30 protein-coding genes and 1 riboswitch are annotated in these 23,290 nt (G+C 40.2%); of the genes, 1 reads left to right on the top strand and 29 read right to left on the bottom strand.

Features of this window, described 5'->3' with window-relative positions:
* Positions 1-10 precede the first annotated feature (10 nt).
* The 17 genes from HCB49_RS04515 to cblT all read right to left on the bottom strand — a co-directional run bounded on the left by HCB49_RS04515 (position 11) and on the right by cblT (position 13,972).
* Positions 11-688: an energy-coupling factor ABC transporter transmembrane protein gene (locus HCB49_RS04515; protein WP_185604509.1), complete on the bottom strand. Its 678-nt coding sequence runs from the start codon at positions 686-688 to the stop codon at positions 11-13.
* Positions 675-971 carry an energy-coupling factor ABC transporter substrate-binding protein gene (locus HCB49_RS04510; RefSeq protein WP_185398729.1) on the bottom strand — a complete coding sequence of 99 codons (297 nt, stop codon included), beginning with the start codon at positions 969-971 and terminating at the stop codon, positions 675-677. The genes HCB49_RS04515 and HCB49_RS04510 overlap by 14 nt, the downstream gene beginning before the upstream one ends.
* Entirely contained in the window at positions 968-1,618 is a 651-nt protein-coding gene (locus HCB49_RS04505; RefSeq protein ID WP_185557038.1) for an energy-coupling factor ABC transporter permease, read from the bottom strand. Before HCB49_RS04505 ends, HCB49_RS04510 begins: the two co-directional genes overlap by 4 nt.
* A gap of 80 nt (positions 1,619-1,698) precedes the next feature.
* Positions 1,699-2,409, bottom strand: coding sequence for a cobalt-factor II C(20)-methyltransferase (locus tag HCB49_RS04500; RefSeq protein WP_185604228.1), 711 nt, complete (start codon positions 2,407-2,409; stop codon positions 1,699-1,701).
* Positions 2,402-3,187: a sirohydrochlorin cobaltochelatase gene (locus HCB49_RS04495; RefSeq protein WP_185604227.1), complete on the bottom strand. Its 786-nt coding sequence runs from the start codon at positions 3,185-3,187 to the stop codon at positions 2,402-2,404. Before HCB49_RS04495 ends, HCB49_RS04500 begins: the two co-directional genes overlap by 8 nt.
* Positions 3,184-4,665 carry a uroporphyrinogen-III C-methyltransferase gene (gene cobA, locus HCB49_RS04490; RefSeq protein WP_185604226.1) on the bottom strand — a complete coding sequence of 494 codons (1,482 nt, stop codon included), beginning with the start codon at positions 4,663-4,665 and terminating at the stop codon, positions 3,184-3,186. The genes HCB49_RS04495 and cobA overlap by 4 nt, the downstream gene beginning before the upstream one ends.
* The gene (gene cobK / locus HCB49_RS04485; protein WP_185604225.1) at positions 4,665-5,417 is read right to left on the bottom strand and encodes a precorrin-6A reductase; all 753 of its coding nucleotides are present in this window, start codon (positions 5,415-5,417) and stop codon (positions 4,665-4,667) included. Before cobK ends, cobA begins: the two co-directional genes overlap by 1 nt.
* The gene (gene cobJ / locus HCB49_RS04480; protein ID WP_185604224.1) at positions 5,414-6,139 is read right to left on the bottom strand and encodes a precorrin-3B C(17)-methyltransferase; all 726 of its coding nucleotides are present in this window, start codon (positions 6,137-6,139) and stop codon (positions 5,414-5,416) included. Before cobJ ends, cobK begins: the two co-directional genes overlap by 4 nt.
* A complete protein-coding gene (gene cbiG / locus HCB49_RS04475) occupies positions 6,136-7,167 on the bottom strand; it encodes a cobalt-precorrin 5A hydrolase (protein WP_185604223.1) in 1,032 nt (343 codons plus the stop codon). Before cbiG ends, cobJ begins: the two co-directional genes overlap by 4 nt.
* On the bottom strand, positions 7,154-7,903 hold the full coding sequence (locus HCB49_RS04470; RefSeq protein WP_185604222.1) for a cobalt-precorrin-4 methyltransferase: 750 nt from the start codon (positions 7,901-7,903) through the stop codon (positions 7,154-7,156). The genes cbiG and HCB49_RS04470 overlap by 14 nt, the downstream gene beginning before the upstream one ends.
* A gap of 5 nt (positions 7,904-7,908) precedes the next feature.
* Entirely contained in the window at positions 7,909-8,478 is a 570-nt protein-coding gene (locus HCB49_RS04465; RefSeq protein ID WP_185604221.1) for a decarboxylating cobalt-precorrin-6B (C(15))-methyltransferase, read from the bottom strand.
* Positions 8,468-9,064 (bottom strand): cobalt-precorrin-7 (C(5))-methyltransferase, encoded by a 597-nt coding sequence (locus tag HCB49_RS04460; protein ID WP_185604220.1) that lies wholly within the window; start codon positions 9,062-9,064, stop codon positions 8,468-8,470. The genes HCB49_RS04465 and HCB49_RS04460 overlap by 11 nt, the downstream gene beginning before the upstream one ends.
* Complete coding sequence (gene cbiD, locus HCB49_RS04455; protein WP_185604219.1) at positions 9,061-10,182, bottom strand: cobalt-precorrin-5B (C(1))-methyltransferase CbiD; 1,122 nt, start codon at positions 10,180-10,182, stop codon at positions 9,061-9,063. The genes HCB49_RS04460 and cbiD overlap by 4 nt, the downstream gene beginning before the upstream one ends.
* Positions 10,183-10,197: 15 nt before the next feature.
* A complete protein-coding gene (locus HCB49_RS04450; protein ID WP_185604218.1) occupies positions 10,198-10,830 on the bottom strand; it encodes a cobalt-precorrin-8 methylmutase in 633 nt (210 codons plus the stop codon).
* A 12-nt stretch (positions 10,831-10,842) separates the two neighbouring features.
* Entirely contained in the window at positions 10,843-11,790 is a 948-nt protein-coding gene (gene cbiB, locus HCB49_RS04445) for an adenosylcobinamide-phosphate synthase CbiB (RefSeq protein ID WP_185604217.1), read from the bottom strand.
* Positions 11,787-13,145 (bottom strand): cobyrinic acid a,c-diamide synthase CobB, encoded by a 1,359-nt coding sequence (locus HCB49_RS04440; protein ID WP_185604216.1) that lies wholly within the window; start codon positions 13,143-13,145, stop codon positions 11,787-11,789. The genes cbiB and HCB49_RS04440 overlap by 4 nt, the downstream gene beginning before the upstream one ends.
* 161 nt (positions 13,146-13,306) lie before the next feature.
* Positions 13,307-13,496: riboswitch (cobalamin riboswitch) on the bottom strand.
* Positions 13,478-13,972 (bottom strand): alpha-ribazole transporter, encoded by a 495-nt coding sequence (gene cblT / locus HCB49_RS04435; RefSeq protein WP_008947552.1) that lies wholly within the window; start codon positions 13,970-13,972, stop codon positions 13,478-13,480. (Overlaps the previous riboswitch by 19 nt.)
* A gap of 313 nt (positions 13,973-14,285) precedes the next feature.
* Between cblT and HCB49_RS04430 the strand changes: the two genes are divergently transcribed.
* A complete protein-coding gene (locus HCB49_RS04430; protein ID WP_185604215.1) occupies positions 14,286-14,837 on the top strand; it encodes a helix-turn-helix transcriptional regulator in 552 nt (183 codons plus the stop codon).
* Between the two features lie 40 nt (positions 14,838-14,877).
* Here the strand turns inward: HCB49_RS04430 and HCB49_RS04425 are convergent, their stop codons facing one another.
* From HCB49_RS04425 to eutC, 12 genes are all read right to left on the bottom strand, one after another.
* Positions 14,878-15,324, bottom strand: coding sequence for a EutQ-related cupin domain-containing protein (locus tag HCB49_RS04425; RefSeq protein WP_008947550.1), 447 nt, complete (start codon positions 15,322-15,324; stop codon positions 14,878-14,880).
* Positions 15,317-16,438: an ethanolamine utilization protein EutH gene (eutH, locus tag HCB49_RS04420; RefSeq protein WP_003736358.1), complete on the bottom strand. Its 1,122-nt coding sequence runs from the start codon at positions 16,436-16,438 to the stop codon at positions 15,317-15,319. Before eutH ends, HCB49_RS04425 begins: the two co-directional genes overlap by 8 nt.
* A gap of 15 nt (positions 16,439-16,453) precedes the next feature.
* Complete coding sequence (locus HCB49_RS04415; RefSeq protein ID WP_003721583.1) at positions 16,454-16,999, bottom strand: ethanolamine utilization microcompartment shell protein; 546 nt, start codon at positions 16,997-16,999, stop codon at positions 16,454-16,456.
* The gene (locus HCB49_RS04410; RefSeq protein WP_003721582.1) at positions 16,992-17,261 is read right to left on the bottom strand and encodes a EutN/CcmL family microcompartment protein; all 270 of its coding nucleotides are present in this window, start codon (positions 17,259-17,261) and stop codon (positions 16,992-16,994) included. Before HCB49_RS04410 ends, HCB49_RS04415 begins: the two co-directional genes overlap by 8 nt.
* Positions 17,262-17,275: 14 nt before the next feature.
* Entirely contained in the window at positions 17,276-17,848 is a 573-nt protein-coding gene (locus HCB49_RS04405; protein ID WP_185604214.1) for a TIGR02536 family ethanolamine utilization protein, read from the bottom strand.
* A complete protein-coding gene (gene eutD, locus HCB49_RS04400) occupies positions 17,845-18,486 on the bottom strand; it encodes an ethanolamine utilization phosphate acetyltransferase EutD (RefSeq protein ID WP_008947548.1) in 642 nt (213 codons plus the stop codon). The genes HCB49_RS04405 and eutD overlap by 4 nt, the downstream gene beginning before the upstream one ends.
* 12 nt (positions 18,487-18,498) lie before the next feature.
* The gene (locus HCB49_RS04395) at positions 18,499-19,254 is read right to left on the bottom strand and encodes a cobalamin adenosyltransferase family protein (protein ID WP_039386771.1); all 756 of its coding nucleotides are present in this window, start codon (positions 19,252-19,254) and stop codon (positions 18,499-18,501) included.
* Positions 19,255-19,419: 165 nt separating this feature from the next.
* Entirely contained in the window at positions 19,420-19,704 is a 285-nt protein-coding gene (locus tag HCB49_RS04390) for a BMC domain-containing protein (protein ID WP_003719393.1), read from the bottom strand.
* Between the two features lie 31 nt (positions 19,705-19,735).
* Complete coding sequence (locus HCB49_RS04385) at positions 19,736-21,196, bottom strand: acetaldehyde dehydrogenase (acetylating) (RefSeq protein WP_185391161.1); 1,461 nt, start codon at positions 21,194-21,196, stop codon at positions 19,736-19,738.
* Complete coding sequence (locus HCB49_RS04380) at positions 21,196-21,717, bottom strand: BMC domain-containing protein (protein ID WP_061668267.1); 522 nt, start codon at positions 21,715-21,717, stop codon at positions 21,196-21,198. The genes HCB49_RS04385 and HCB49_RS04380 overlap by 1 nt, the downstream gene beginning before the upstream one ends.
* A gap of 14 nt (positions 21,718-21,731) precedes the next feature.
* On the bottom strand, positions 21,732-22,385 hold the full coding sequence (gene eutL, locus HCB49_RS04375; protein ID WP_003721576.1) for an ethanolamine utilization microcompartment protein EutL: 654 nt from the start codon (positions 22,383-22,385) through the stop codon (positions 21,732-21,734).
* A gap of 22 nt (positions 22,386-22,407) precedes the next feature.
* A complete protein-coding gene (eutC, locus tag HCB49_RS04370; protein ID WP_185604213.1) occupies positions 22,408-23,289 on the bottom strand; it encodes an ethanolamine ammonia-lyase subunit EutC in 882 nt (293 codons plus the stop codon).
* Between the last annotated feature and the right edge of the window lies 1 nt (position 23,290).

The following is a 23,290-nucleotide window of genomic DNA, read 5'->3' as shown; positions in this document are numbered from 1 at the left end:
TGGCTTCCTCCTAGATATGAAATTCTCCTTGATATAGCTTCACATCAAGTGTTACAACCATTTCATTATATCTTTTCATTACACGATTGAATAAGGTATTGACGAGCATACCGAATGACCGATAGCTATTTTTCAGGCCGTGATACCCGAAACGAAGGCTTTGTGCTTTTCGAATCGCCGCCGCTTCTTCTAAGAAAATAAAGATGAAGCGGTAAATTAGAATCGTTAGTTCAATTAGCACTTTAGGGATAAAAATTTGCTTCATTACTTTCGTTAATTGTACCACGGGAACGGTTAAGACGAAAAAGTAGGTTGCGGCTAAACAAGCGATACTTCGGAAAAAAACTTGGGTCGCCGTCGTTAGTGTTACATCAGAAATCCCTAAATAAAAGCTACCCATCGAAATCGAAGCGAGAAAACTACTTGGATCTTTGGAAATCGAAATAAGAATCGATAATAAACTAAAAAGTAGAAATGAAAATGGTAAAAGGAGCCATTTCAAATATTGTTTAAAATGAATTTTTACGACATAGAGCGTTAGTGGCACCATGCATACAAAAAGTATCGCTTGAGCAAGTACGGGGCCGGTTAACGCAAGTATTAAAATTGCTACATAAAATAACGCTTTTGCTGATGGTGAAAAAGCAATCCACCGGTTTTGGTAGGCGTATTTATCAATGGTTAACATCGGCTTCGGCTTTCCGCTTGCCACGACTCACACCAATGACATATGCGATAATTCCTGTTCCGATACAACCTTGCAGTGTGAATAGCAAACTCTCAATTTCGCCACTTTTTGGTTCATATAGTGGTTCAAACCAGGGTTCATAGCTTGGGTCGATTTTAGTAATTTCTGCTTCTGCTTCTCCGTCCGAACCGCCGTATTCACCTGTTTTATTGAAGAAAAACGGACTCACCATTAACAAAACAACTAACAAAATTAAAATCACATTGATATTTAGTTTTTTCATCGTAATTGTGCCACCTTTTCTGGTAAATTTTTGCTAATAAGATTGTACATTACCACAGTTAGTAAGCCTTCTGCAATCGCGATTGGAACTTGTGTTACACAGAAAATCGCCATGAATTTTAGGATGGAAGCCATCATGCCGGATGCTGGGTCTGGGAAAACGACTCCAAGTTGGACACTGGTGGTGAGGTAGGTTGCCAAGTCAGCTGTCATCGCGCATAAGAAAATCGAAACACTTTTATTGCAGTTTAATTTACGAGCTAGTTTGTAGACGACGAAACCGACCATTGGACCAATTACAGCCATTGACATTGCGTTCGCGCCAAGTGTTGTAATCCCGCCGTGTGCAAGTAGTAACGCTTGGAAAAGTAAGACAATCACGCCTAGCACGCTGACAACGAGTGGACCGAACATAACGGTTGCCAGACCAACACCAGTCGGATGAGAACAAGATCCTGTAACCGATGGGATTTTTAGTGCCGAAAGAACGAAGATAAAGGCCGCGCATAATGCTAATAGTAATTTATTATTTTTATCTAGGGCAATTAATTTACGAATGCGCATTAAACCGAGTACAAGGAACGGGATAAAAACAATTAGCCAAAAAATGGCCCATTTAACTGGTAAAAACCCCTCCATAATATGCATTGCGTGTGCCGATTCTGGATTTGTTAAAGTAAAATAAATAACGCCAATTAAAACAAATGGTAGAAACTTCCATAATTTTTTCATTTATATTGCTCCCTTCTTTTTTTCACGATAATCGTGGTAAAATATGACATTTTATCTTCTGGATTTATGTCTTGCATGCCGTAAGTGATTTTTTCTGTCGACATGGCAACATCGCTTACTACAACTGCTGCATCAAGCAAATTTAGTTTTTTTAGTAATGTCGTAAGAAGAGGCAAATTGCTTGCTGCTTTCATGAAAACAACGGTATCAAATAATGTCAGCGCCTGTTCGATTTTTTCAGCGCCTGCTGTTACGGGGATGACGGCAAAACTTTCCTCATCCATTACAAGTGGTAATTCAATTTTGGAAGCGATATTCGAAAAGGAAGAAATTCCCGCTAGCGTAACTGTTTCAATTTCGCCTTTTAACAGTTCTAGTAAATAGCTATATGTGCTGTAAACCATTGGATCGCCTAGTGTGATGAAGCCAACGTCATGTCCATTTTGCACATCCGTTTTGACTTCTTCTGCAATCGCCTTCCACGCCAGCATTTTTTCCTCTTTATTGTAACTCATTGGAAAATGGCGTTCTTTGATGATTAGTGTGTCTTTTAAATACGGACTGACGATTTTTTTTGCTAAGCTTTCGCCGCTTTTTTTCGGTTGGGGGGTGTAGAGAATCGCTAACTTTCCAAGTCGTTCTGCGGCTTCCATTGTGACTAGTTTGCTATCGCCCGGTCCTGTGCCAATGCCGTAAAACTTAGCCACGTGCGTTCACCCTTTCTATTGCCGTGTGGATATGGTCGATAAATTGGGCTTGGATAAGTTCGTTCTCGCCTAGACCTTGCAAGTGACATTCGGTTTGGATACCAGCTTGTTCTAGCGTGCTTTTCCAAGAATCATCGTCATCAGAAGCCATATCATTCGTCGCATGATCCCCTGCTACGAGCATAAATGGCATTAAATGCGCTTTCTTGATTTTCGCTTGTTGCAATCGTTCAATTACTTGGTCCAAACCGGGATAGCTTTCTACGGCACAAAGATAGATTGGTTCATTTAAAAGCATATGATCAAGACAAGCATAAGCGCTGAAAGCATGATGTTTCGAACCGTGGCCCATAAGGATTAGCGCTTCTTGTTCTTTCAATGGAGGCATTTGATGACGAATCGCTTCGATGGCTTTTTCGTAATCTTCCTTAGAATCAAGTAGCGGTTGGCTGACGATAATGGAGTCAAAGTCGGGCTTGAATTTTTCCACTTGGGCAGTGATTTTTTCAAATTCACCGCCGCTAATAATATGTAGCGACTGAATGATGACTTCTTTGTAGCCTAAGTCTTTTAGTTGGTTTAGGGCTTGGCTTGGTGTGTTGATATGCATATTGTCGCGTGTTTTTAGTTTTTTAATAATTTTATTAGAGGTAAATGCGCGAAATACTGTGTAATCTGGGAATTCTTGAGCTACGCGTTTTTCGCATGCTTCAATGTTTTTTTCTCTTGTTTCGGGATAACTAGTACCAAAACTAACGACTAAAATTGCTTTTTTCATAGCGCTACTCCTTCTACTTTTGTTTTTTTTATTAGTTCGATTAAGCTTTCAGGTGTGGCTGTTTCTGCTTCTATAAAATTGGTAATACCGAATGATTGTAAAGTTGCGCTTGTGAATCTCCCAATCGAAAGAATCGTTTTCGTTTGTAAAATTGCTTTTTCTTCGGTTGTTAATACATCGAGTAGATTTTGGACAGAGCGCGAACTAGAGAAACATACTTGCTCAAAGCTTGCAAGGTCAAATGGTCGTTCGGTCACTGGGCGCATATCGTATAGCGGCATCATTTCGAGTGCTTCTACTTCGGATAAAATCGCGCTAACCTCCGCTGTATCAACGACACTTCCGATAATTAAGTTGCTAGTATTATTTTGGAATCGCGCTAGATGCTCTAAAATTAATTCCGTGCTCCTTCTCTTAATAAAACTATCTGGAATAATTCCTTTTTCGCTAAATGCTTCTTTTGTTTGTTTGCCGATAGCTGTTAGATGGGTGTTTTTTAACGAACGTATATCTAAATCAAGTGTTGCTAAATAATCAAAAAATCGTTCTACGGCTTCTTTGGAGGTGAAGAGTAATTCGTTTACTTTGCACAGCTCTTCTTTCGTTTTCGTTGGTGCCTTATCCAATACTTGAATATTCGGATACATGGTTACTTCTCCGCCTAAATCACGAATTTGTTCCGCGAGCATACTTTTTCCGGCACGTGCTCTTGGGAGTAAAACTTTCGTATGGAAAAGTGGCATTTCTTCAAAAAAGTTTAGTTGTGGTCGTAAGCTCACAACATCACCAACAACGATAAGCGCTGGTGAGGAAATACCGGATTCTGCTACTTTTTGCTCAATAGTTTGTAAGTTTCCCGTAACGGTTAATTGTTTGCCGCGAGAAGCCCATTGTACAATCGCAACACCGGTTTCTGCTTTACAACCATTTGCTAGTAAATTGGCACAGATATTAGGCAAATTAGTCATTCCCATGAGGAAAACGAGTGTGCCTTCTAGTCTAGCAAGTGCCTCCCAATCGAGTGGATCGCGCCCTTTTTTCAAGTGCCCGGTAATCACATGAAAACTTGAAGCAAAATCACGATGTGTTACCGGAATTCCGGCGTAAGCAAGTCCGCCGATAGCTGAGGTGATTCCCGGGATAACTTCGAACGGAATTCCCGCTTTATATAGGGTTTCTCCTTCTTCCCCACCGCGTCCAAACACATACGGGTCGCCTGCTTTCAATCGAACAACTAACTCATTCGTTGCTGCTTCTCTTACAAGAATTTGCTCGATTTCTTCTTGAGGAATCGGATGGTGTAATGGTTCTTTTCCAACATAAATTAGTTTACAGCTAGCTTTTCGTTCTTGGAGCATTGCTGGTTCCACAAGGCGGTCATAGACGATAACATCCGCCTTTTGCAGTGCAGCTAGTCCTTTCACTGTGAGCAGTTGTGCATCTCCTGGGCCTGCTCCAATTAACATGACTTTTCCCATTAGTAGACCTCCAATTGAGTTAAAATTTCTGGTAGTTCTTTTAAATGATTTATTTCGATTGGATAATTTAATTTTTTGCGGCGAATCACAATGACGGGAATATTTAGTTCTGCTGCTGCTGTGAGTTTTTCTTGGAAGCCGCCTTGTTTGCCACTTTCTTTGGTGATTAAAACATCTGCCCCGGTCATTTCTAGTTGTGTTCGATTGGCTTCTGTCGTAAACGGTCCCTTCATACCAATGATTTGGTCGGCAACGAGTCCGAGTTCTTCTGCTGAACGAATCACGCCAGATACGGGTAAAATTCGGGCGATAATATGTTGCTGTTTTAATCCTTCCACAAATTCCGGTAAATTCTTGCTGCCGGTTGTTAGGAAAATACGTTGTCCTAATTTTGCCGCGACTGTGCATGCTTCGTTAATATCATTGACTAAATAAGTATTGTCCGTTTGTTCGCTTGTACGTTCGAATCGAATATAAAGAATAGCTGCTTCTTTGCACGCATCCATTGCTGTTTCAGAAACGATTGTTGCGAATGGATGGGTCGCATCAATGACAAGATGAACCTTTTCAGCGTGCCACTTTTCAAGCATTGCTTCTTTCGATAATCTGCCGCAAAATACATTTTCGGCGTGCTGATTAGCTAAAATTTCTCCGTAATCTGTTGCGACAGAGAGGATGAAGGCTTGCTTTGTTTCCGTTAGCCAATCACTAATGATTAAGCTATCCGAAGTCCCACCGAGTACGAAAATCATAGGGAATAGCCTCGTGGTGTGATCATTTTACCATTTTTCACGTAGGTTTCTTTGTTGCCTACAATGACCATTGTTGTCATATCTACTAATTCATAATCGATATCACGCATCGTCGTAATAATCTTGCGTTCTTCTTTGCGGCCGACATCTTTAACGATACCAACGACCGTATCTCCTGATTTATGTTCCATCATTTTTTGAAAAGCGTTCGCTAAATGATTGGCGCGACCTTTACTTCTTGGATTGTAAAAACAAACAACAAAATCAGCCATTGCAGCATGGGTCAAACGTTTTTCGATTACTTCCCACGGTGTCATTAAATCACTTAAACTAATATGGCAAAAATCGTGCATGATTGGCGCGCCGAGAACTGCAGCAGCTCCAATACTCGCGGTAATTCCCGGGATTACTTTGACTTCTAGGTTCGGATTGCTTTTTTCGGCTAGTTCTAAAACTAAGCCAGCCATTCCGTAAATCCCAGCATCACCACTGGAAACGACAGCCACTTTTTTGCCGGTTAATGCGATATTTACGGCTTCTTGGCAACGATCGATTTCACGTCGCATCCCTGTTTTTACTACTTCTTTATCTTTAATTAGCTCTTTAATCAGTTTGATATACGTTACATAACCAACGATTACTTCTGCGTCTTCTATTGCTTGCAGTGCTTCACCTGTCATTAATCGTTTATCTCCTGGGCCAATTCCGATTACATAAATCATTTTGCCACCTCACTATTTTTAGTTAGTTTTCCTGCTGCAAATGTCACACCGTTTTCGGCAAATCGGCTTGTAATAACGTTTCCATTACTGCCAATATCTGCTGATGATAAGGCGACATTTCCTACTTGTACGGTTTTTTGAACGAATGCAGAAGTTGGGTATTTCCCAGCGACGGTTTGTAATTCTTCAGCAGAATGGACGATGAACTCGATGCCCCATTTTTCCGCTAAATGTTGGATTGCTGGTTCTTCCGCTTTCAAAGTAATGCTATGAATCGCCCGAAATGCTCGCGGATGTATGTTTTCTTGTTCACAAAAATGTGTAAAAGCGGCATCGATTGTTCCCACTGAAATGCCTTTTCGACAGCCGACTCCGAGGATAAATTGCCTTGGTACTAGCTGGATTCGTTCTAGTTTTGTCGTTGGTAAATGACGTTTAGTTGAAATGAAAATTTGAGGACTCAGTTCTTTGTTAGTAAAACCTCGCGTATCAACTTCAAATGGTTCATCTACGCGCAAACTGACTTTTTTTCCCGCTGCAAGCAACCCATTGATACGTTTCGTTGTTGCTTTAAAATCAGGCAAATAACCATCTAGTTGTTTGGCGATGTTATCAATCGCAGCCACATTTGCGCGGTCAGTAGCGGTTGTAATAACTGCCACACCGCCAGTTATTGTAGCGATTTCTTCTGTTAACTGATTAGCTCCTCCAACATGTCCAGAAAGCATACTGATGATAAATTGGCCATGTTCATCCATGACGATTACTGCCGGGTCTGAAAGTTTATCTTCTATCACCGAAGCCAGCGTTCGAACGACAATTCCAGTCGCCATTATACAAATTAAAGCTTGATAGTCAGTGAAAATTTCCCGCATCGCTGTGCCAAAATTAGGCAATAAAGCGTGCGTCTTTTCATTTTGATGTTTTTCTGGTACAAAAATTGTGGCGGATACTGTTTCTGTTAAGTTTATTGCTAAATCACGACCACGTTCAGTGACAGCAATTATCGCGATTTTATCTGTACTCATGTTTGAAATCCTTGTCGTAAAGCTTGGAATAGTAAAATTCTTCTCCAAGGAAATCGCCGACCATAATAAGCGCCGTTTTCGTAATCCCTGCTTCTGTCACTTTTTCCGCGATATCTTCTAAAGTTCCCGTTACTTTCTTTTCTTCCGCCCAAGTCGCTTTATAAATAACGGCCGCCGGAGTTTCTGGTTTATAGCCACCTTTAATTAATTCTGAAACGACTTTTCGAATACCTTGAACGGATAAGAAAATAACCATCGATGTTTGGTGCGCGGCATATGACCTAAGGGATTCGCGCGACGGTACCGGCGTTCTGCCAGCCATTCGCGTAATAATCACACTTTGGCTAACTTCTGGAACGGTATATTCCACACCAAAACTACTAGCGGCACCAAGAAATGAACTTACGCCTGGTGTACAAGTAAACGGAATCGAACGTTTTTTCATTTCTTCGACTTGTTCACGAATCGAGCCATAAATAGAGAAGTCGCCTGTTTGCAAACGAACAACTTCTTTCCCAGCTGTTACGCCGGCTTCCATGCAGTCAATAATTTCAATTAGGTTCATGCTCGCACTATTATGGATTTCACAGTTAGCTTTACAATATTCCAGCAACTCCGGATTCACGAGGGATCCAGCATAAATAACGACATCCGCATCTTTTAATAGTTGATATCCTTTTAAGGTGATTAATTCTTTATCTCCAGGTCCTGCTCCGACGAAATGTACTTCTGCCATTTTCTTCACTCCTCTAGTTTTTTACAGCCAATAATGATGGTTGGATTTTGTGGTTCAAAGTAATGCCCCGCCCCAAGTTTGTGCCAACTCGAAACTTGAATTTGTTTCATCGTTAATTCACTCACGGCTAATTTTTCTAAATGGTTCATCGCTGTTAAGGCGTTTTCTAACAAAATAAAATTAAGGACTAAACGGCCACCAGGATTCAAATGTGCGAGCGACCAATCAATAATATCGGTTAAATTGCCACCACTTCCGCCTATAAAAATGGCATCGAAAGTTTCGTTTTCAGGCAATTCGATTGGCGCATAAGCTTCAATGACATCGACATTCTCTAAACTAAACTTGGCTTTATTTTGTTTAATTAAATCGATTGCATCTGGGTTTCGCTCAATCGCAGTAACGTGGATTTGTGGGAAATTACAAGCAACTTGCAAGCCAACACTCCCTGTTCCCGCACCAACATCAAGTATTTTTTTACTCGTATTATCTAGACTAAGCAAATCAATGCTCGCCGCTCGGACTTCTGCTTTCGTCATTGGTACTTTGCCGCGAATAAATACTTCATCCTTCATCTATAATCACCACTACATTCATATCGTATTTTTTGGCCACATCAGCGGGCTTTAACTTGTGAATTCGTTCTTCTTTGGCACTTAAATTTTCACCAATAAACATAATTTTATTTAAGTTTCGTTTTAAAATTTCTGCTGCAATTTCATATGGACCGATAATTGTATCTGTCACCATTGCAACTTTTTCATGTTGTAATAGAAAATCAAAATTTGGCGTTTTGCCGTGGCTGCTCGTAATAAAACAATCATTCATCGGTAATTTGATTTGGTGAAACATCATTTGAATCGCGCTAATTCCCGGGATAATCCGAACATCTTCCGCAAAATTCGCCATCGCCCAGTTTCCAATCCCATAAAGCAGTGGATCACCTGACGCCAAAATCACTACCTGTTGATTCTGATGAGGGATATTTTTCAACTCAGCTAGTTTTTTTGGTAAAAGCATTGCTGTTGCAGTTGTTAACTCAGCAATTTCTTGCAATTGCCTTGTTGAGCCGTAAACCGTATCCGCCTCGCTTATCGCCAATTTTGCTTCATGGATTAATAGTTTGGTATCACCCGGCCCAATTCCAACTACGGTAATCATCGCCATTCCTCCCGCAATACGTCGATGTCTTTCGTTGCAGCAAGTAAACCGCGCTCGGTCGAAAAAGTCACGACATCAATTTCGACGCTCGGTTTCGTGAATTTTAAAAAGCGCTCTGATCTTGCTTTGATTTTTTGAGCGATAACGTCATAAACTTGCGTGTAACCAGCTGTTTCAATCAATTCGCCTGCCGCTTCTGTCGTATTGCACTGCTCTACTTCTTGTAAAAGTGATAACGGCGCGCCAAGTAAAGCTAAATTGGCCACTAAGATTTCTGCCCGCGCATCCGCATCCTTGCTATAAGTCGTAAAAATCCCCGCAGAAACTTTCACTAATTTGCCAAAATGACCGACCATCAACACTTTTTTGAAAGCAAGGCGCTGCGTTTCTTTTAGCATATAGCCAACAAAATTACTCATCGAAACGATATTTTCACTTGAAAAGCCAAGTGTATTTTGGACAAAATCATCTCCGTAATTACCGGGAACAAGAATAATTTGGTCGAGCCCTTGATTACGTTTCATTTCAAGCTCCATCGATAGTGATTTTTTCCAGCCTTCATCCGACATCGGGGTAACAATACCGGTCGTGCCCAAAATAGAAATTCCACCAATGATGCCCAAATTGCTATTCATCGTGCGTTTGGCGCGCTCTTCGCCTTCTGGAGCATAGACTAAAATGTTTGCACCACGATTTTCGCCAAGTGATTCACGCACAGTAGCTAAAATATTTTTCCGTGGTGCTGGGTTAATGGCCGCTTCACCAACTGCCACAGAAATCCCTTTTTGTGTGGCGCGACCAATGCCAACCCCGCCATCCAGCAAAACTTCTGCGCTATCCGTTAATTCCACATCTACAAAAATCCACATTCCGTGTGTCGCATCAATATCGTCCCCGCCATCTTTTTGAACCGCGGCAGTAGCTTTATTTTTGGAAAATTGTTGATGCGCCACCGGAATTTCAAGAATCGTTCCACCAGTTGTCGTAACCTGTACCGCGCTCACTTCTTCTTGTGTTAAAATCATTTCGACACAAGCTTTAGCCGCGGCTGCCGCACATGTTCCAGTCGTATAACCTTTGCGATATTTTTTGCCGTTATAATAAATAAAATCTTCCATCGCTCGTCGCCTTCTTTACATCGTAATCAAGATTGCATTAATGATGGCTGCAGCAAGGTTACTACCACCTTTTCTACCACGTGCCACAATTGCAGGGATATCCGTTTCCAAAATTTCTTCTTTACATTCTGCCGCACCAACAAAGCCAACGGGAACTGCCACGACCGCGTCCGCTTGTAACTGGTCACTTTCCGTCATTTCGATAATTTTATACACCGCAGTTGGCGCATTTCCTAAAACAAAAATTTTCGGCCCATCTTTAAGTGAAGCAAGTTTAATCCCGGCCATCGAACGTGTAATTCCGTGCTGTTTGGCAATTTCCATTGTCTCTGGATCGCTCACATAACAATGATATTTACAACCAAGCTCATCTAAAAGACGCTTGTTAATACCACTTAGCGCCATATTAGTATCAGTAAAAATGGTTCCTTTATTTTGGAGAACATAAATAATTTTTGCGATAACATCTTGCTGAAATACAAGGCTATCCAAGTAATCAAAATCCGCAGTCGTATGTATTGCCCGCTTGATAATCGCTTCCTCTAGTTTGTTTTGAAACGTGTAGTCTGGACGAATATCATCAATAATTTGTTGAATAATTTCAAAGCTTTTCTCTTCAATTTTGGCTGGATTTTTAATGTAGTTCATTGTGCCACTCCTTTAAAATAGTATTAGGTATATACTTGTAAAAATGATAAAAGCGATTGTGGACGTCGCATATAACAAATGAATAGTTTTGCTAATTTCTGTTTGTGTCACTGGTTTAGTGCCACTGCCGATTGTTGGCTTAACTACTGTTTCACCAAAGTATTCGTGCGTGCCACCAAGCGTGATACCAAGTGCTCCGGCAACCGCACCTTCTGGATAAGCACAGTTGGGACTCGTATGATTTTTCCGGTCCCGTAGCCCAATCACCCAAGCCGCGCGCCAATCAAACCTTAAAATAAAACTCGCCATAACGAGGAATAACCAAGATAGTCTTGCTGGAATAAAATTGGCAATATCATCCATTTTCGCGGAAACAAAACCAATCGCGCGATATTTTTCATTTTTATAACCGACCATCGAATCCAGCGTATTGACTGCCTTATACATTAAAGCAAGCACTGGTCCACCAATGAACAAGTAAAAAAGTGGTGCAATTACCCCGTCTGCCGTATTTTCGGCCACTGTTTCAATCGTCGCTTTGCTAATTTGTTCGGCTGATAAATTATCGGTATCACGTCCAACAATCATTCCAACTTGTACCCTAGCAGCTGCCAAATCCCCGTCCGCCAGTGTCCTCTCTATTTTCCGCGCCTCTTTCGCAAGGCAAGTCATCGCAAGTGTCGTATAGCCTAAGTAAATGAAAATAGTTGCATAAAGCCAGAAAGCAATTTTCGCACTGAGGTATAGAAGCAACCATGATACAACTCCGGTCAAACCAACCGTGAGAACAAATAATAATCCGCCCGCAAAATACAATCCATTACCATGAAAAATTTTCCGCAAAGCAGTTGTTAAAAAGTGAATCCAATTTCCAATAGCTTTGATAGGATGCGGCCAGCTGTAAGGGTCACCTAGCAAGCAATCTAAAATAAAAGCTGCTGTATAAAATAGTAATGTCATCGGCGCACAGCTCCAAACATATGAATTAAAATGGCTGGATTTTGATAGAAATGAATATGTAAATAACTCGCAAACGTATTACCTTTTTGATAACCACCGTTCCATTCCTTCACTATTTTGCCATCGCGCTTTTTTGAAAGTTTCATACAAGGCGTTTCGGTCGTTTCAAAAACAGAATGATGGAATTCATGACCACGAATTGCGGAACCTTTTTTGCCAATCAGCGTGTCTGTACTAGGTGTCGCGGTACAATAACCAAACTTCCGAAGTCGCGTCGTCATCTTACTGATTCCAGAAAAAACGCCGACCATATCATATTGCGTATCGTCCATTTCTAGTGCTGAACCAAGATACATCAGCCCGCCACACTCCGCATAAATTGGAATACCTTTTTCATGTGCCGCCAAAATCGATTCGCGCATCGTGCCATTCTTCGCAAGCCGCTCCGCAAACACCTCCGGAAAACCTCCACCAATATAGATAAAATCTGCTTCGGGAACTTCCATATCTTCCAGTGGACTGAACGGAATTAGCGTTGCTCCTGTCGAACGAATCAGTTCCAAATTATCTTGATAATAAAAATGGAATGCTTCATCGAGCGCATAAGCAACCCGAAGTCCACTAAAGTCCGGTAGCGCAATATCAAGTGACTCTCTGACCAACTCTTCACTAGCCTTGCTTATTTCCAACAACCGTTCCAAATCAACATGTTCGGCAATCAAATCGCTAAGCAACTCCCATTTTGCTTCTAATTCCGTCATTTCTTCTTGCGGCACTAAACCAAGATGCCGTTCCGGAATTGCCACCGCCGCATTTTTCGGCAAATATCCTAGAACCGGCACATCCGTATAGCGCTCAATCGCCCCTTTTATCAATGAAAAATGATTTTCTGAAGCGACGCGGTTAATAATCACTCCTGCAATTTCTAGCTCCGGATCAAAACGATTAAAACCATCCACAATTGCTGCCGCAGAAGTCGAAATCGCTTTCCCATCCACGACTAAAATCACTGGCGTTTTTGTGCATTTGGCGATAAAAGAAGTACTCGCATTATCACGATCAATCCCAAGCCCATCAAACAACCCCATTACACCTTCAATCACCGAAATATCAGCCGTTTCCCCGTGCTTTTGAAAAAGAGCAGCGAGCATAGCATCGTCATCAATCAGAAAACTATCTAAATTAATCGATGCAACACCTGTTATCGCTTGGTGATAATTGGTATCAATATAATCTGGTCCAACTTTAAACGGTTGAACCCGCAAGCCTCTTTTTTTCAGTGCATGCATAATTCCAAGTGTGACAGTTGTTTTGCCAGCCCCACTTGATGCAGCCGCAATTAAGATTTTGTTCATCTTTTTCACCTTTCAAATTTAGCCATAAAAAAAGACGCCAAACAGAACTTTGGCGTCTTTTTGAGATTTACGCAAATAAGCTATTTCCTTGTAGCACAAAGAAACTTCCCCATCGTGAAAATCTACTTAATCAAGACAACTCGCTCCCTTAGAAGTTGTTTTTGGATATCGAATATAAAAGCGGTCTCCTGACTTAACATCATCCTACTCACCAGTCTTCCCGGAATTACTTCCAGTGACATATGTTTGGCTTTCGTCCGTATTACAGTAGCTAGGGCCTGTAGAGGATTTTCACCTCTTTCCCGGATTAATATATTCACCTATTTAGTTGTTTAGTACCCGGCAATTCGTCTTTTCCAGCGTTCTGGCAATACTTGGTAAACGATTTCTGCGACTAAAATGTTGCAAATCGTTCCTACTGCAAGAACTGGGAATAAAACAAATACCGCTTGATGCATTAATGGATAAAGTGCGAGTAATGATAATGGGCAATTAAACACAAAAGCGACAACACTCGATACACTAATAGCTACTAATGGATTTTTTTCTGCCAGTTTTTGGCGTGTAAATCCGTAAGCGATCATTGTTACGCCCATCATTCCAGCGACAATCAAATGAATCGGTAGTGTGAGCGGAAAACCCGCCAGTAATGCTGATGTTAAATGACCGAAAATCCCAAGCACTGCGCCGTACATCGGACCAAGCAGCAAAGTTCCAATAAAAGCTGGAGCTGCGTCAAATGCAACAGAACCCATTAATTTTATGTTCGCGCCAATTACACACATCGCAATCAACATCGCACATAAGACTAATTTTTGAATCTTCAATTGAAAAGATCACCCTCTCATGAAAGCGTTATTTCCATTTCATTATATCCCTGTTAAACCACTGGTACAAGGTCACTCAGAGCACCGAAAACAAAATAGTGCAAGCTTTTCAAATCTGATTTTTTCTGTTTTATCTAGCAAAAATAGCCCCCAGTGTGAACTTTTTCTCAATTTCTATTTTGGAAACGAAGAAAATGACAATATTTTGTTATAAAAAAGAATTTATTGTTCTATTTAAAATGCAGGATTAAACGTTATTTAAAGCGATTTTATGGTATAATTAGTGCAAGTAGAATAGGAGGAGGAATTGCATTTGGAGAAAGAAAAAGTTATCAATATTCAACCACTCATGACTAATCAAGTTGAAAATCAATTTACACAACAAATTCATGAAGATTTTAACAAGAAAAATCCAGATCATTCCGCCCTACTCCATTCGCTTGAAACGGTCGAAGTGCTGGATGTGTTAAGCGATTATTACTCTGCGCACGAAAAACAAAAACAACCGAAAAAAGAAACAGCTACTGTTAGTAAATCTGGCGGCGAGCATAAAGAAATCAAACAAGCGATTCGCTACATTAAAAAGAACATTCATCGCTCGATTACTTTAGAAGAAGTGGCGAATTATGTTTATTTAAGCCCCTTTTATTTAAGTAAATTATTTAAAAACGAATTAAATATCAATTTTATCAATTACGTCAACGAACAAAAAATGCTCTATGCGAAAGAACAACTAGAAAAAAGCGACTGGGCGGTTCATACAATTGCCAAGAACTTAGGTTTCTCAAGAGCCAGCTATTTTTGCAAAGTATTTAAAAAAGAATTCGATATGACGCCGAAAGAATACCGCGATTCCTTAAAATAAAAAAACGATTTCAGCCGTTAAGCCGAAATCGTTTTTTATTTTATTGTGACTGCCAATCAGCCGGATAAGTAACATAAACAAATCTTGCTTCACCAGTTACGGAAAACTTGATTTGGCTACCTTTAGGAATGAAAATAATTTCTCCTGGTCCTGCTGAAACAGTTCTGCCATCAATGACAACATCTAATCTGCCTTCGATAACGTAATCTACTTCATCATAATCCAAGAACCAATCGAATGTTGTATCTTTCATTTCCATTAGACCGAAACCTAGACGTTTACTTTCTTCTAGTGTTACTAAGTCTTTTGTATAAACAACATCGCTCGGGTTACCTGTATCTAAACGATCTTCTTCTGAAACTTTCACAACAGGAAGTTTGATCGATAAAATACCACTTGGATCAACGTGTTTGGAACTTTGGCCCATTTTTTCAATGATAACTTGTTTTACTAGTTGTTCGATTAACTCTTTACTAATATCAGCCATTATCTTTCACCGCCGTTTGTTCTTTTGTTTTATTTTTTTTCATCATTCGGTTAGCCATGTAGATACCAACACCAACAGCAGTTACCCCTCCGACTAATTTCCCGACGATCATTGGGAAGATCATATCTTTAGCAACACCAGCTGTAAAGCCTAGATGATCACCTAAAACAAAGGCCGCAGATACTGCGAAAGCAACGTTAATAATTTTACCACGCTCATCCATATCTTTTAGCATTTGTAACATTGGGATACTGTTTGCAAGTGTAGCAACCATACCAGCTGCCGCAACTTCATTCATACCAAGTAATTTACCCATTTTCATCAGAGGCTTGTTGAAAAGTTTCGTAATAACGAATACTAAACAGAAAGCGCCTGCAAGAACTAGTGCAATACCACCAACGATTTCAATACCTTCGCCGATTGGTGCAATTCCTGGAATAATAGTTAAACCAGTTAATTGTTGAACAGCTCCAGCAACAAGTCCGATAGTAGCAACAATTACTACACCTTTACCGAAAATAGTGAAGCCTTTAATCATGCCTTCTGGTTTGAACCAAAGACCTAACATAATTAGAGCAGCTACAAGAATAATTGGTACTAAGTTTTTGAAAATCATGATTGGAGAGAATCCAGCTACAAGTCCACCAATTAAACAACCGATTGGAATAGTAATAATACCGGATAATACACCAGTCGCTAAATATTTGTGATCTTCTTTTTTAATAATTCCAAGTGCTACTGGAATAGTGAAAACGATTGTTGGTCCCATCATCGAACCTAAAATTGCTCCCGCAAAAAGACCAGCATCAGGAGTTAGCGCAAGTTCTTGAGCTAGCGCAAAACCACCCATGTCATTCGCAAGTAACGTTGTTGCAAACATTGCCGGGTCAGCCCCAAGCGCCGTGTAAATTGGTACAACAATCGGACTTAAAATTTTCGCTAAAACTGGTGCTAACGTAATAATCCCGACCATTGCTAGTGTTAGTGAACCCATTGCCATAATACCTTCTTCAAATTGTGCACCTAAGCCAAATTTGTTACCGATAATTTTGTCAATAGCTCCTAAAATCATAAAGATAACCATTAAATAAATAATAATTTCATTAATGCTCAAAAGTGTTCCTCCATTCTATAGATAGCGTTTTAAAAGTTCATCAGGAGAAGGAATAACCGTATGATGTATCACCTTTTTTGGTTCGGCGGTTTCGATTAGAATCCGCATCCCTTCTTGAATAGCACTAACTTCCCCTGTAAAAACAGCGACAAATTTCCCACCAATCGAAGCACCGAGCGTCATTCGTTTTAAATGAATGGCTGATTTTTTCAGTGCCTCATTGACCGCGTTTAGCCCAGCACCAAGTTGACTGATTTCGATAATTCCTACTGCGTCAACTTCCACTTTAGGGTGTTTATTGTTTAGAAAAGCAAGTAATTCTTCGTGCGCCATATGCAAAATATAAGAAGAAACATGAAATTTTCCAGCTTCTTCTTTCGCATCTTGCATCGCACTAGTAAGTTCACCGGAAGCACCTTGCAAAATAATCAAAAATTTACCAGGACATGTCGGACGAAAAGTAAATAAAGTTACATTGCCTGCTTTCAAGAAAACATCGGCCATTTCGTAACCTTTACTTATACTCCTGAGTTCAAGAATACCTAAGGACTGTTCAGCCATAACGTTCTACCGAGTCGATAATGCCGACGATACAAGCGTCCACTGGTATAGTATTGTCCCCTGTAGATGCTCGTGCTGCGCTACCAGTTGTAACGAGCACAAGATCGCCGTTTCCTGCTCCGGCATTATCAGCTGCCACTATGGAATGTCTTACATCTTCCGTTTCATCGGTACAAATCTCTACTAAAAGTAGTTTTAAACCATTCAGTTTTTCGTCTTTTCTTGTTGCCCATAAACTCCCGGTAACTTTTCCAATTTGCATGACGCTCTTCCTTCCTAACTTTCTTTAATGCTTATTCGGTTTTCCTGTAAATAATCTTTTGCAAGTGGTGTTAAGAAACTTCCTTTAGGCAAAATGAATTCGCTTTTGTTCTTAGTCAGTTTTTCAACATCCTGTTCGGTGATAACTTTGCTTTCTTTCGTGTCTTTTACCGGACTATCGATAAATTCGACACCAAATCGGCTCAGTTTCTCCTCATATTCTTGAAAAAGTTGTCTGATACCATATTTAGCGGAACGTTTGTAAGCATGTGCTTTGATGCCACTCTTCATAATCCAAGTAGGCCGTCCTGCTAAAAGATGATTCGTAATAAATTGTTCTTTTTTGTTCATCGGTGCAAACAAACTGATTCGAGCTAATTCAGCGATGTCCAATTCTTCCAGTAATAAAATGTCACAAGCGCGTTCAGAACGATCATAAAGCGAAACTTGATATTCTTTTAGATAACACTGTCTGAGAGTGTGTTCTGCATCTTGACCCATGATTATCATTTTTTTCTCTGGAAGTTGTAATCGTTTCATGACTTCCTCAGTGACGGCTTTTATGAGTGCTTCTAGTTCCATACTCATTTAGCCTTTGTTTTCTTGATTATTTGACCTCGAATTCCCTTTTTAAAACCACATGCGTTGGCTTCGTCATAATCAATGTGCATATATGTAGCGAAATCAGGGCTAATCCGAACAACAACATCGTCAAAAATTAGCGGTCTGTCACCATTAATTTTCACTTGTACAATTTCACTTTGCGTTACTTGTTGTTTTTCTGCATCAGCAGGCGTCATATGAATATGGCGTTTTGCAACAATAAGTCCTTCAGACAATTGAACGCTGTTTTTTGCGGATAAAAGTAAAATTCCTGGTGTTCCAGCTATGTCTCCACTTTCGCGAACTGGTGCTTTAATTCCAAGCGCCGTACCATCTGTGGAACTGATTTCTACTTGTGTTTTCTTACGGATTGGTCCAAGAATTACGACGTTATGAATAACGCTTTTTGGCCCAACAATACTAATTCTTTCTTTACAAACATATTGACCCGGTTGAGATAGGTCACGGAAATGAGTAAGTTCATACCCAGGACCAAATAGTGCATCGACTGTTTCACGATCTAAATGGACATGACGGCCAGATGCTTCTACTTCTACGCCAGTTTCAAGTAATGCGCGGCGAGTGACTTCTTCAATAAGGCTTGTTATTAACTCATTATTCATGAATAAGCCTCCTTACTTTTTATATTCATTAGTTCTTACGCGGAACATCAGTATCCAGAATAAACTCGATAATCGGTTAAGCGCTTGAATAATGTCTGGTCGTTTAATGGAATAATCTGCTTCCTTAAAAGCTAAGAAGGCAGCTAATTCTGTTTCACGGACCATCGTTCTTATTTTGTTTAAACGAATGACAGCATTCCCCATCGTATAATCAGGCATAAAGTGTGTCATTTGGTAATATTTTTTCGGATTATGACTACGTTCCCGCAGCTCTTTTTCATCCATTCCAAGCAAATTCACTGATTCGATTTGCTCGTTTAAAACTTCCGCTCGTACAATATTTCTTACAAAGGTGAGGATTTCTTGTAAATCTTCCGCAAGATCTTTAAATTCAGCTGCAACGGAACATTGGGTTTCCAGAATTTCAGCTTCCAGTGTATCTAATTTTCCGCGGAAAGCAATTTGTGGATGGTCTTTAAATACAAGCAGATTACCACGCAAATGCGTCATATGTTCTGGCTTCTCATCTAATGCTCCACCATAAATCGTTTGGAATTTTGCTCGTGTAGTTTCTTTTTTCACTGGTTCCACTACTACTTTTGTTTCTGCAATTTCATCAATATAATGAAGGTCAATTTTCTTTTCAGACAAGAAACTCTTAGCTGAAGGGGTGATAATTGTGCCTTTTTTTATATCGAGTTTTTTCGTTGTTTTTAAATCGGTGTGTAAATAGGCTTTTCGTAACTCATCTTCTGTCAAAATAGCCAAAGAACCACATCCTTTTGTCCCATTTACAATTGGTGTTAGTAATGTTGGGAAGCTTTATCTTGCTCAAATCTGGTAAAAAGCGAAAGTTTCGGGCAATTTCCGAGTCTGATGGAACTCTTTTGCCTTACGCTCACGCTTTTTCCTGATTTATGTTAAAAAATTATCTTATTCAGCGCTTTTTGGTAGAATTGCGTCTACTTCGCTGTGTGGACGTGGGATTACGTGTACAGATAGTAATTCACCAACGCGTTCTGCTGCTGCTGCGCCTGCATCTGTTGCTGCTTTAACTGCGCCAACATCGCCGCGAACCATAACTGTTACTAGACCGCCACCAACTTGTTCTTTACCCATAAGTGTTACGTTAGCTGCTTTCACCATTGCGTCTGCTGCTTCTACTGCTCCTACTAAACCTTTTGTTTCGATCATACCTAATGCGTTTGCGTTTGCCATTTTAAAATTCCTCCAATTAGTGTTTTATTTTTTATTTTAATTCTGCTAAAACTTTTTCTACTAAACTTTGGATCAGTGCGTCTGCATCAACCGGAAGTTCAGATGTTGCTTGGTTTTCTTCTTTACGAATATCTTCTAACTCTAAAACGCCTGTAGCAATGCGGCGAATGTTGAAAAGATTTTCAGGTCCGATATTATCAGATGATGAACTTCCTCCAACTGCCCCACAACCAAGTGTTAAAGCAGGTACAAGATTTGTTGTTGCGCCAATTCCGCCAAGTGCTCCTGGTGTATTAACTAAGAGACGGGAAACTGGTTTTTTCAGTGCGAATTCACGGATAATTGCTTTATCTTCTGAGTGGATGATTAAAGTATGTCCAGCTCCTTCATGATAAAGGATATCCATGCTAAGTTCGCAAGCTTCTTGCCAAGTTTCGGCTGTATAGAAAGCCAAGATTGGAGCTAATTTTTCTCTTGAATAAGGGATTTTAGCGCCAACTTTTGTTTCTTCAGCGATAAGTACTCTTGCGTCAGCTGGAACTGTTAGGCCAGCAAGGTTAGCGATATGTTGCACGCTTTTACCTACGATTGCTGGATTCATCGAACCATTTGGACGTAAGATGAATTTACCAAGTTGAACAGCTTCTGCATCGGACAAGAAGTGAGCTCCTTGTTTTCTAAATTCAGCAATAACAGCTTCTTTGTTCACACGTTCTACTACGACAGATTGCTCAGATGCGCAAATTGTTCCGTTATCGAATGTTTTAGAATCAAGAATATGTTTTACTGCGCGAGGAATGTTAGCACTGCGTTCGATAAATGCTGGGCCATTACCTGGGCCTACTCCAATTGCTGGAGTACCGGATGAATAAGCGGCTTTTACCATTGCAGAACCACCTGTTGCAAGGATAACTGCTGTATCTTTATGCTTCATTAGTTGATCTGTTCCTTGAATGGTTGGAACAGTCATACAGCTGATAGCGCCTTTCGGACAACCAGCTTTTTCTGCTGCTTCACTAATAATTCTTACGGTTTCAAGAATTGCTTTTAGTGCGTTTGGATGTGGAGAAAATACGATACTATTTCCGGCTTTGATGGAAATAAGTGTTTTGTAAATTACTGTGGATGTAGGGTTTGTTGACGGGATTAATCCTGCAACAACGCCTAGTGGAACAGCAACCTCCATTACTTGATTTTCGTTATCTTCTTTTAACATACCAATGGTTTTCATATCTTTGATGTAATTGTAGACGTGTTTCGAGGCAAAGACGTTTTTAATTACTTTGTCTTGCCAGATTCCAAAGCCAGTTTCTTCATGTGCCATTTTTGCGAGTTTTTCGCGAGCATCATAACCAGCATCCGCTATTGCTTTTACAATTGTATCAATTTGTTGTTGGCTCATTGCAGCAAGTTCTTTTTGTGCTTTGTCTGCTGTTGCAATAAGATTTCGAACTTCTTGGATTGAGCGTAAATCTTTATCTTCTAGTGCCACTAGTTTTCACTCCTTCCATAAATGTCTTTTAGTGCGTGAACAAGTTTATCCTTGTTCGCATATTTAATCTTGCTCTTTGGAATAGGCACATTATCTAATGTGTAAGCAAGTTTCCTTAGATCAATAACTTTCATTGCGCGAAGTTCTTTTTCTGCACTCTTGGTGTTTGTTTTCACTTCTACGACTTTTTGAATTTCTTCTTTTGGTTCTTCTTGTTTGACTTCTTTGGGTTGTGGTTTAACTTCTTCTTGAGGAACAAAAAGTGCTTTTGTATCTTCGCTCATTCGTGCAATAACATGGCTTGATACTAAACAACCTAAGTCTTCTGTTGCTGCTTTCCCTGCTTCAATAGCTGCATTTACTGCACCTACATCACCAGTTAATTCAACTGTTGTTAATCCGCCGCTAATGACTTCGCATTGAATTAGCTCAACATTAGCTGCTTTTAAACATGTATCAGCTGCAACAACGGCACCAAGAAAACCAGTGACTTCAATTAAACCTAGTGCTTCATTTGGCATTTTTTAGCACCACCTTAATATTGAAGTGGATTTTCAGCCACATTTTCTACTGCCATTTTGAAGGCGTCACAAGCTGCTTTACATGCAGATTGGCTACCAGTTAAAAGTGCTCCGCCAAAGTTTGTTTCGGACGGTGGACCGTAGAAAGCTCCGATTGTTACGTCTGCTGCTTTAAGCGCTGCGTCTAAAGCATACATTGCTTCAAGTGGAGGGGCGATTAAGTAAGCAATCGCTTCACCTTCTGCAACATTTGCTTCTTTAGAAAGGAATGTACCAGTTCTTGAAACACAGTGTGCGAAGTAAGGTACGCTATCATCTTCGTTTGCACTAACAAAGCTAGCGCCATTTTCGATGAAATCTACTGCTACAGCAAGACCACTTTTTACTTCTGCAGGGCTTGGTCCGGCAATAATACCGATAACTTCACCAGCGAACTTAGTGGATGCATTTCCAGCACCAGCATACATACTTTTCGCATAAACAACGTCTACTTCTGCTGCTTTTGTTGCTTCGTCAAGCGCTGTGTAAGTTACATCATCACAATCAGATGTAATAATACCAAGGCTTCTTTGATGCGGTTTTAAGTCTAGTTGTTTAAATAGACCGTTGTCTACGTTAGATACAACTTTGACACTTAAAACGGATGCAGGTAATTTATCATTTTTCATGAAGGTTCCTCCTCTAACTAGCTTATTTTAAATCGATACCAGAACATTTTTTCTCAAGCATATTGTGAATTAATTCAGCAATATATGCGCCTGCTTCAACCGGTGGAGTTCCGCCGCTATGAATGTTAGAAATAACAGTACGACGAGCTTCTGGCATACCAATTGTTGGTTTGTAAGCAATGTATGCACTCATGGATTCAGCTGTTACTAGACCTGGACGTTCACCTACAAGTAAACAAACTACGTCAGCACCAGTGATTTCACCGATTTGGTCCATAGAAGGTACACGACAATGTTTAACGAAAACAATGTTATCAAAGTCTAAGTTATACATTTTCAAACCTTGTTTAATGGATGGCAAGATGTCTTTGATGTTAGCTTCAACTGCTGCAGAACTAAGTCCGTCACCTACAACGATTTGTAGTTTTGCGTTTTTCGTAGTATTAGCACGAATAACTTCTACCATTTCATTGTCAAATTCACGACCTAAGTCTGGGCGAGTTAAGTATTCATCTTTATCATGACATTTAGTGTTTACTGGGATGAAGTTCATTTCTTTTACTAAATCCTCAGAAACGTAAGAGAAAACGGAATCTTGTGCTACTGCATGGTCCGCACGGAAACGAAGAATTGTTTCTGTTTTGTAACGTGGACCAGCACGCCATAAACCAAGTCGAGCCGGTGTCATTTGTTTCATTTTCAAATAGCCTTCACGATCAGCTGGTTCTGGTACTAGTAATTGTTTTTTGATATCTACTTCAGTAATATCCGGGATGCTACCTTCTGTTACAACTGTTTCAACTACAGATTTAGTTGGCGCAGCTGCTACTGTATCGGTTGTTTTACCACCGGACATTTCTGTTAAAATGCCTTCAATCATTTGTTTTAATTCTTGTTCGTTCATC

This window comes from Listeria cossartiae subsp. cayugensis (genome assembly GCF_014229095.1).
GTDB classification, from domain to species: Bacteria; Bacillota; Bacilli; order Lactobacillales; family Listeriaceae; genus Listeria; species Listeria cayugensis.
The sequence above is the reverse complement of the archived record's forward strand: the minus strand, read 5'-3'. Positions and strand labels throughout refer to the sequence as shown.

Excerpts from the sequence above, each read along its gene's own strand:
- HCB49_RS04515 (WP_185604509.1), bottom strand. The coding sequence starts at position 688 with ATGTTAACCATTGATAAATACGCCTACCAAAACCGGTGGATTGCTTTT.
- HCB49_RS04510 (WP_185398729.1), bottom strand. The coding sequence starts at position 971 with ATGAAAAAACTAAATATCAATGTGATTTTAATTTTGTTAGTTGTTTTG.
- HCB49_RS04505 (WP_185557038.1), bottom strand. The coding sequence starts at position 1,618 with ATGCATATTATGGAGGGGTTTTTACCAGTTAAATGGGCCATTTTTTGG.
- HCB49_RS04495 (WP_185604227.1), bottom strand. The coding sequence starts at position 3,187 with ATGAAAAAAGCAATTTTAGTCGTTAGTTTTGGTACTAGTTATCCCGAA.
- cobA (WP_185604226.1), bottom strand. The coding sequence starts at position 4,665 with ATGGGAAAAGTCATGTTAATTGGAGCAGGCCCAGGAGATGCACAACTG.
- cobK (WP_185604225.1), bottom strand. The coding sequence starts at position 5,417 with ATGATTTTCGTACTCGGTGGGACTTCGGATAGCTTAATCATTAGTGAT.
- cobJ (WP_185604224.1), bottom strand. The coding sequence starts at position 6,139 with ATGATTTATGTAATCGGAATTGGCCCAGGAGATAAACGATTAATGACA.
- cbiG (WP_185604223.1), bottom strand. The coding sequence starts at position 7,167 with ATGAGTACAGATAAAATCGCGATAATTGCTGTCACTGAACGTGGTCGT.
- HCB49_RS04470 (WP_185604222.1), bottom strand. The coding sequence starts at position 7,903 with ATGGCAGAAGTACATTTCGTCGGAGCAGGACCTGGAGATAAAGAATTA.
- HCB49_RS04465 (WP_185604221.1), bottom strand. The coding sequence starts at position 8,478 with ATGAAGGATGAAGTATTTATTCGCGGCAAAGTACCAATGACGAAAGCA.
- HCB49_RS04460 (WP_185604220.1), bottom strand. The coding sequence starts at position 9,064 with ATGATTACCGTAGTTGGAATTGGGCCGGGTGATACCAAACTATTAATC.
- cbiD (WP_185604219.1), bottom strand. The coding sequence starts at position 10,182 with ATGGAAGATTTTATTTATTATAACGGCAAAAAATATCGCAAAGGTTAT.
- HCB49_RS04450 (WP_185604218.1), bottom strand. The coding sequence starts at position 10,830 with ATGAACTACATTAAAAATCCAGCCAAAATTGAAGAGAAAAGCTTTGAA.
- cbiB (WP_185604217.1), bottom strand. The coding sequence starts at position 11,790 with ATGACATTACTATTTTATACAGCAGCTTTTATTTTAGATTGCTTGCTA.
- HCB49_RS04440 (WP_185604216.1), bottom strand. The coding sequence starts at position 13,145 with ATGAACAAAATCTTAATTGCGGCTGCATCAAGTGGGGCTGGCAAAACA.
- HCB49_RS04425 (WP_008947550.1), bottom strand. The coding sequence starts at position 15,324 with ATGGCTGATATTAGTAAAGAGTTAATCGAACAACTAGTAAAACAAGTT.
- HCB49_RS04415 (WP_003721583.1), bottom strand. The coding sequence starts at position 16,999 with ATGGCTGAACAGTCCTTAGGTATTCTTGAACTCAGGAGTATAAGTAAA.
- HCB49_RS04410 (WP_003721582.1), bottom strand. The coding sequence starts at position 17,261 with ATGCAAATTGGAAAAGTTACCGGGAGTTTATGGGCAACAAGAAAAGAC.
- HCB49_RS04405 (WP_185604214.1), bottom strand. The coding sequence starts at position 17,848 with ATGAGTATGGAACTAGAAGCACTCATAAAAGCCGTCACTGAGGAAGTC.
- eutD (WP_008947548.1), bottom strand. The coding sequence starts at position 18,486 with ATGAATAATGAGTTAATAACAAGCCTTATTGAAGAAGTCACTCGCCGC.
- HCB49_RS04390 (WP_003719393.1), bottom strand. The coding sequence starts at position 19,704 with ATGGCAAACGCAAACGCATTAGGTATGATCGAAACAAAAGGTTTAGTA.
- HCB49_RS04380 (WP_061668267.1), bottom strand. The coding sequence starts at position 21,717 with ATGCCAAATGAAGCACTAGGTTTAATTGAAGTCACTGGTTTTCTTGGT.
- eutL (WP_003721576.1), bottom strand. The coding sequence starts at position 22,385 with ATGAAAAATGATAAATTACCTGCATCCGTTTTAAGTGTCAAAGTTGTA.
- eutC (WP_185604213.1), bottom strand. The coding sequence starts at position 23,289 with ATGAACGAACAAGAATTAAAACAAATGATTGAAGGCATTTTAACAGAA.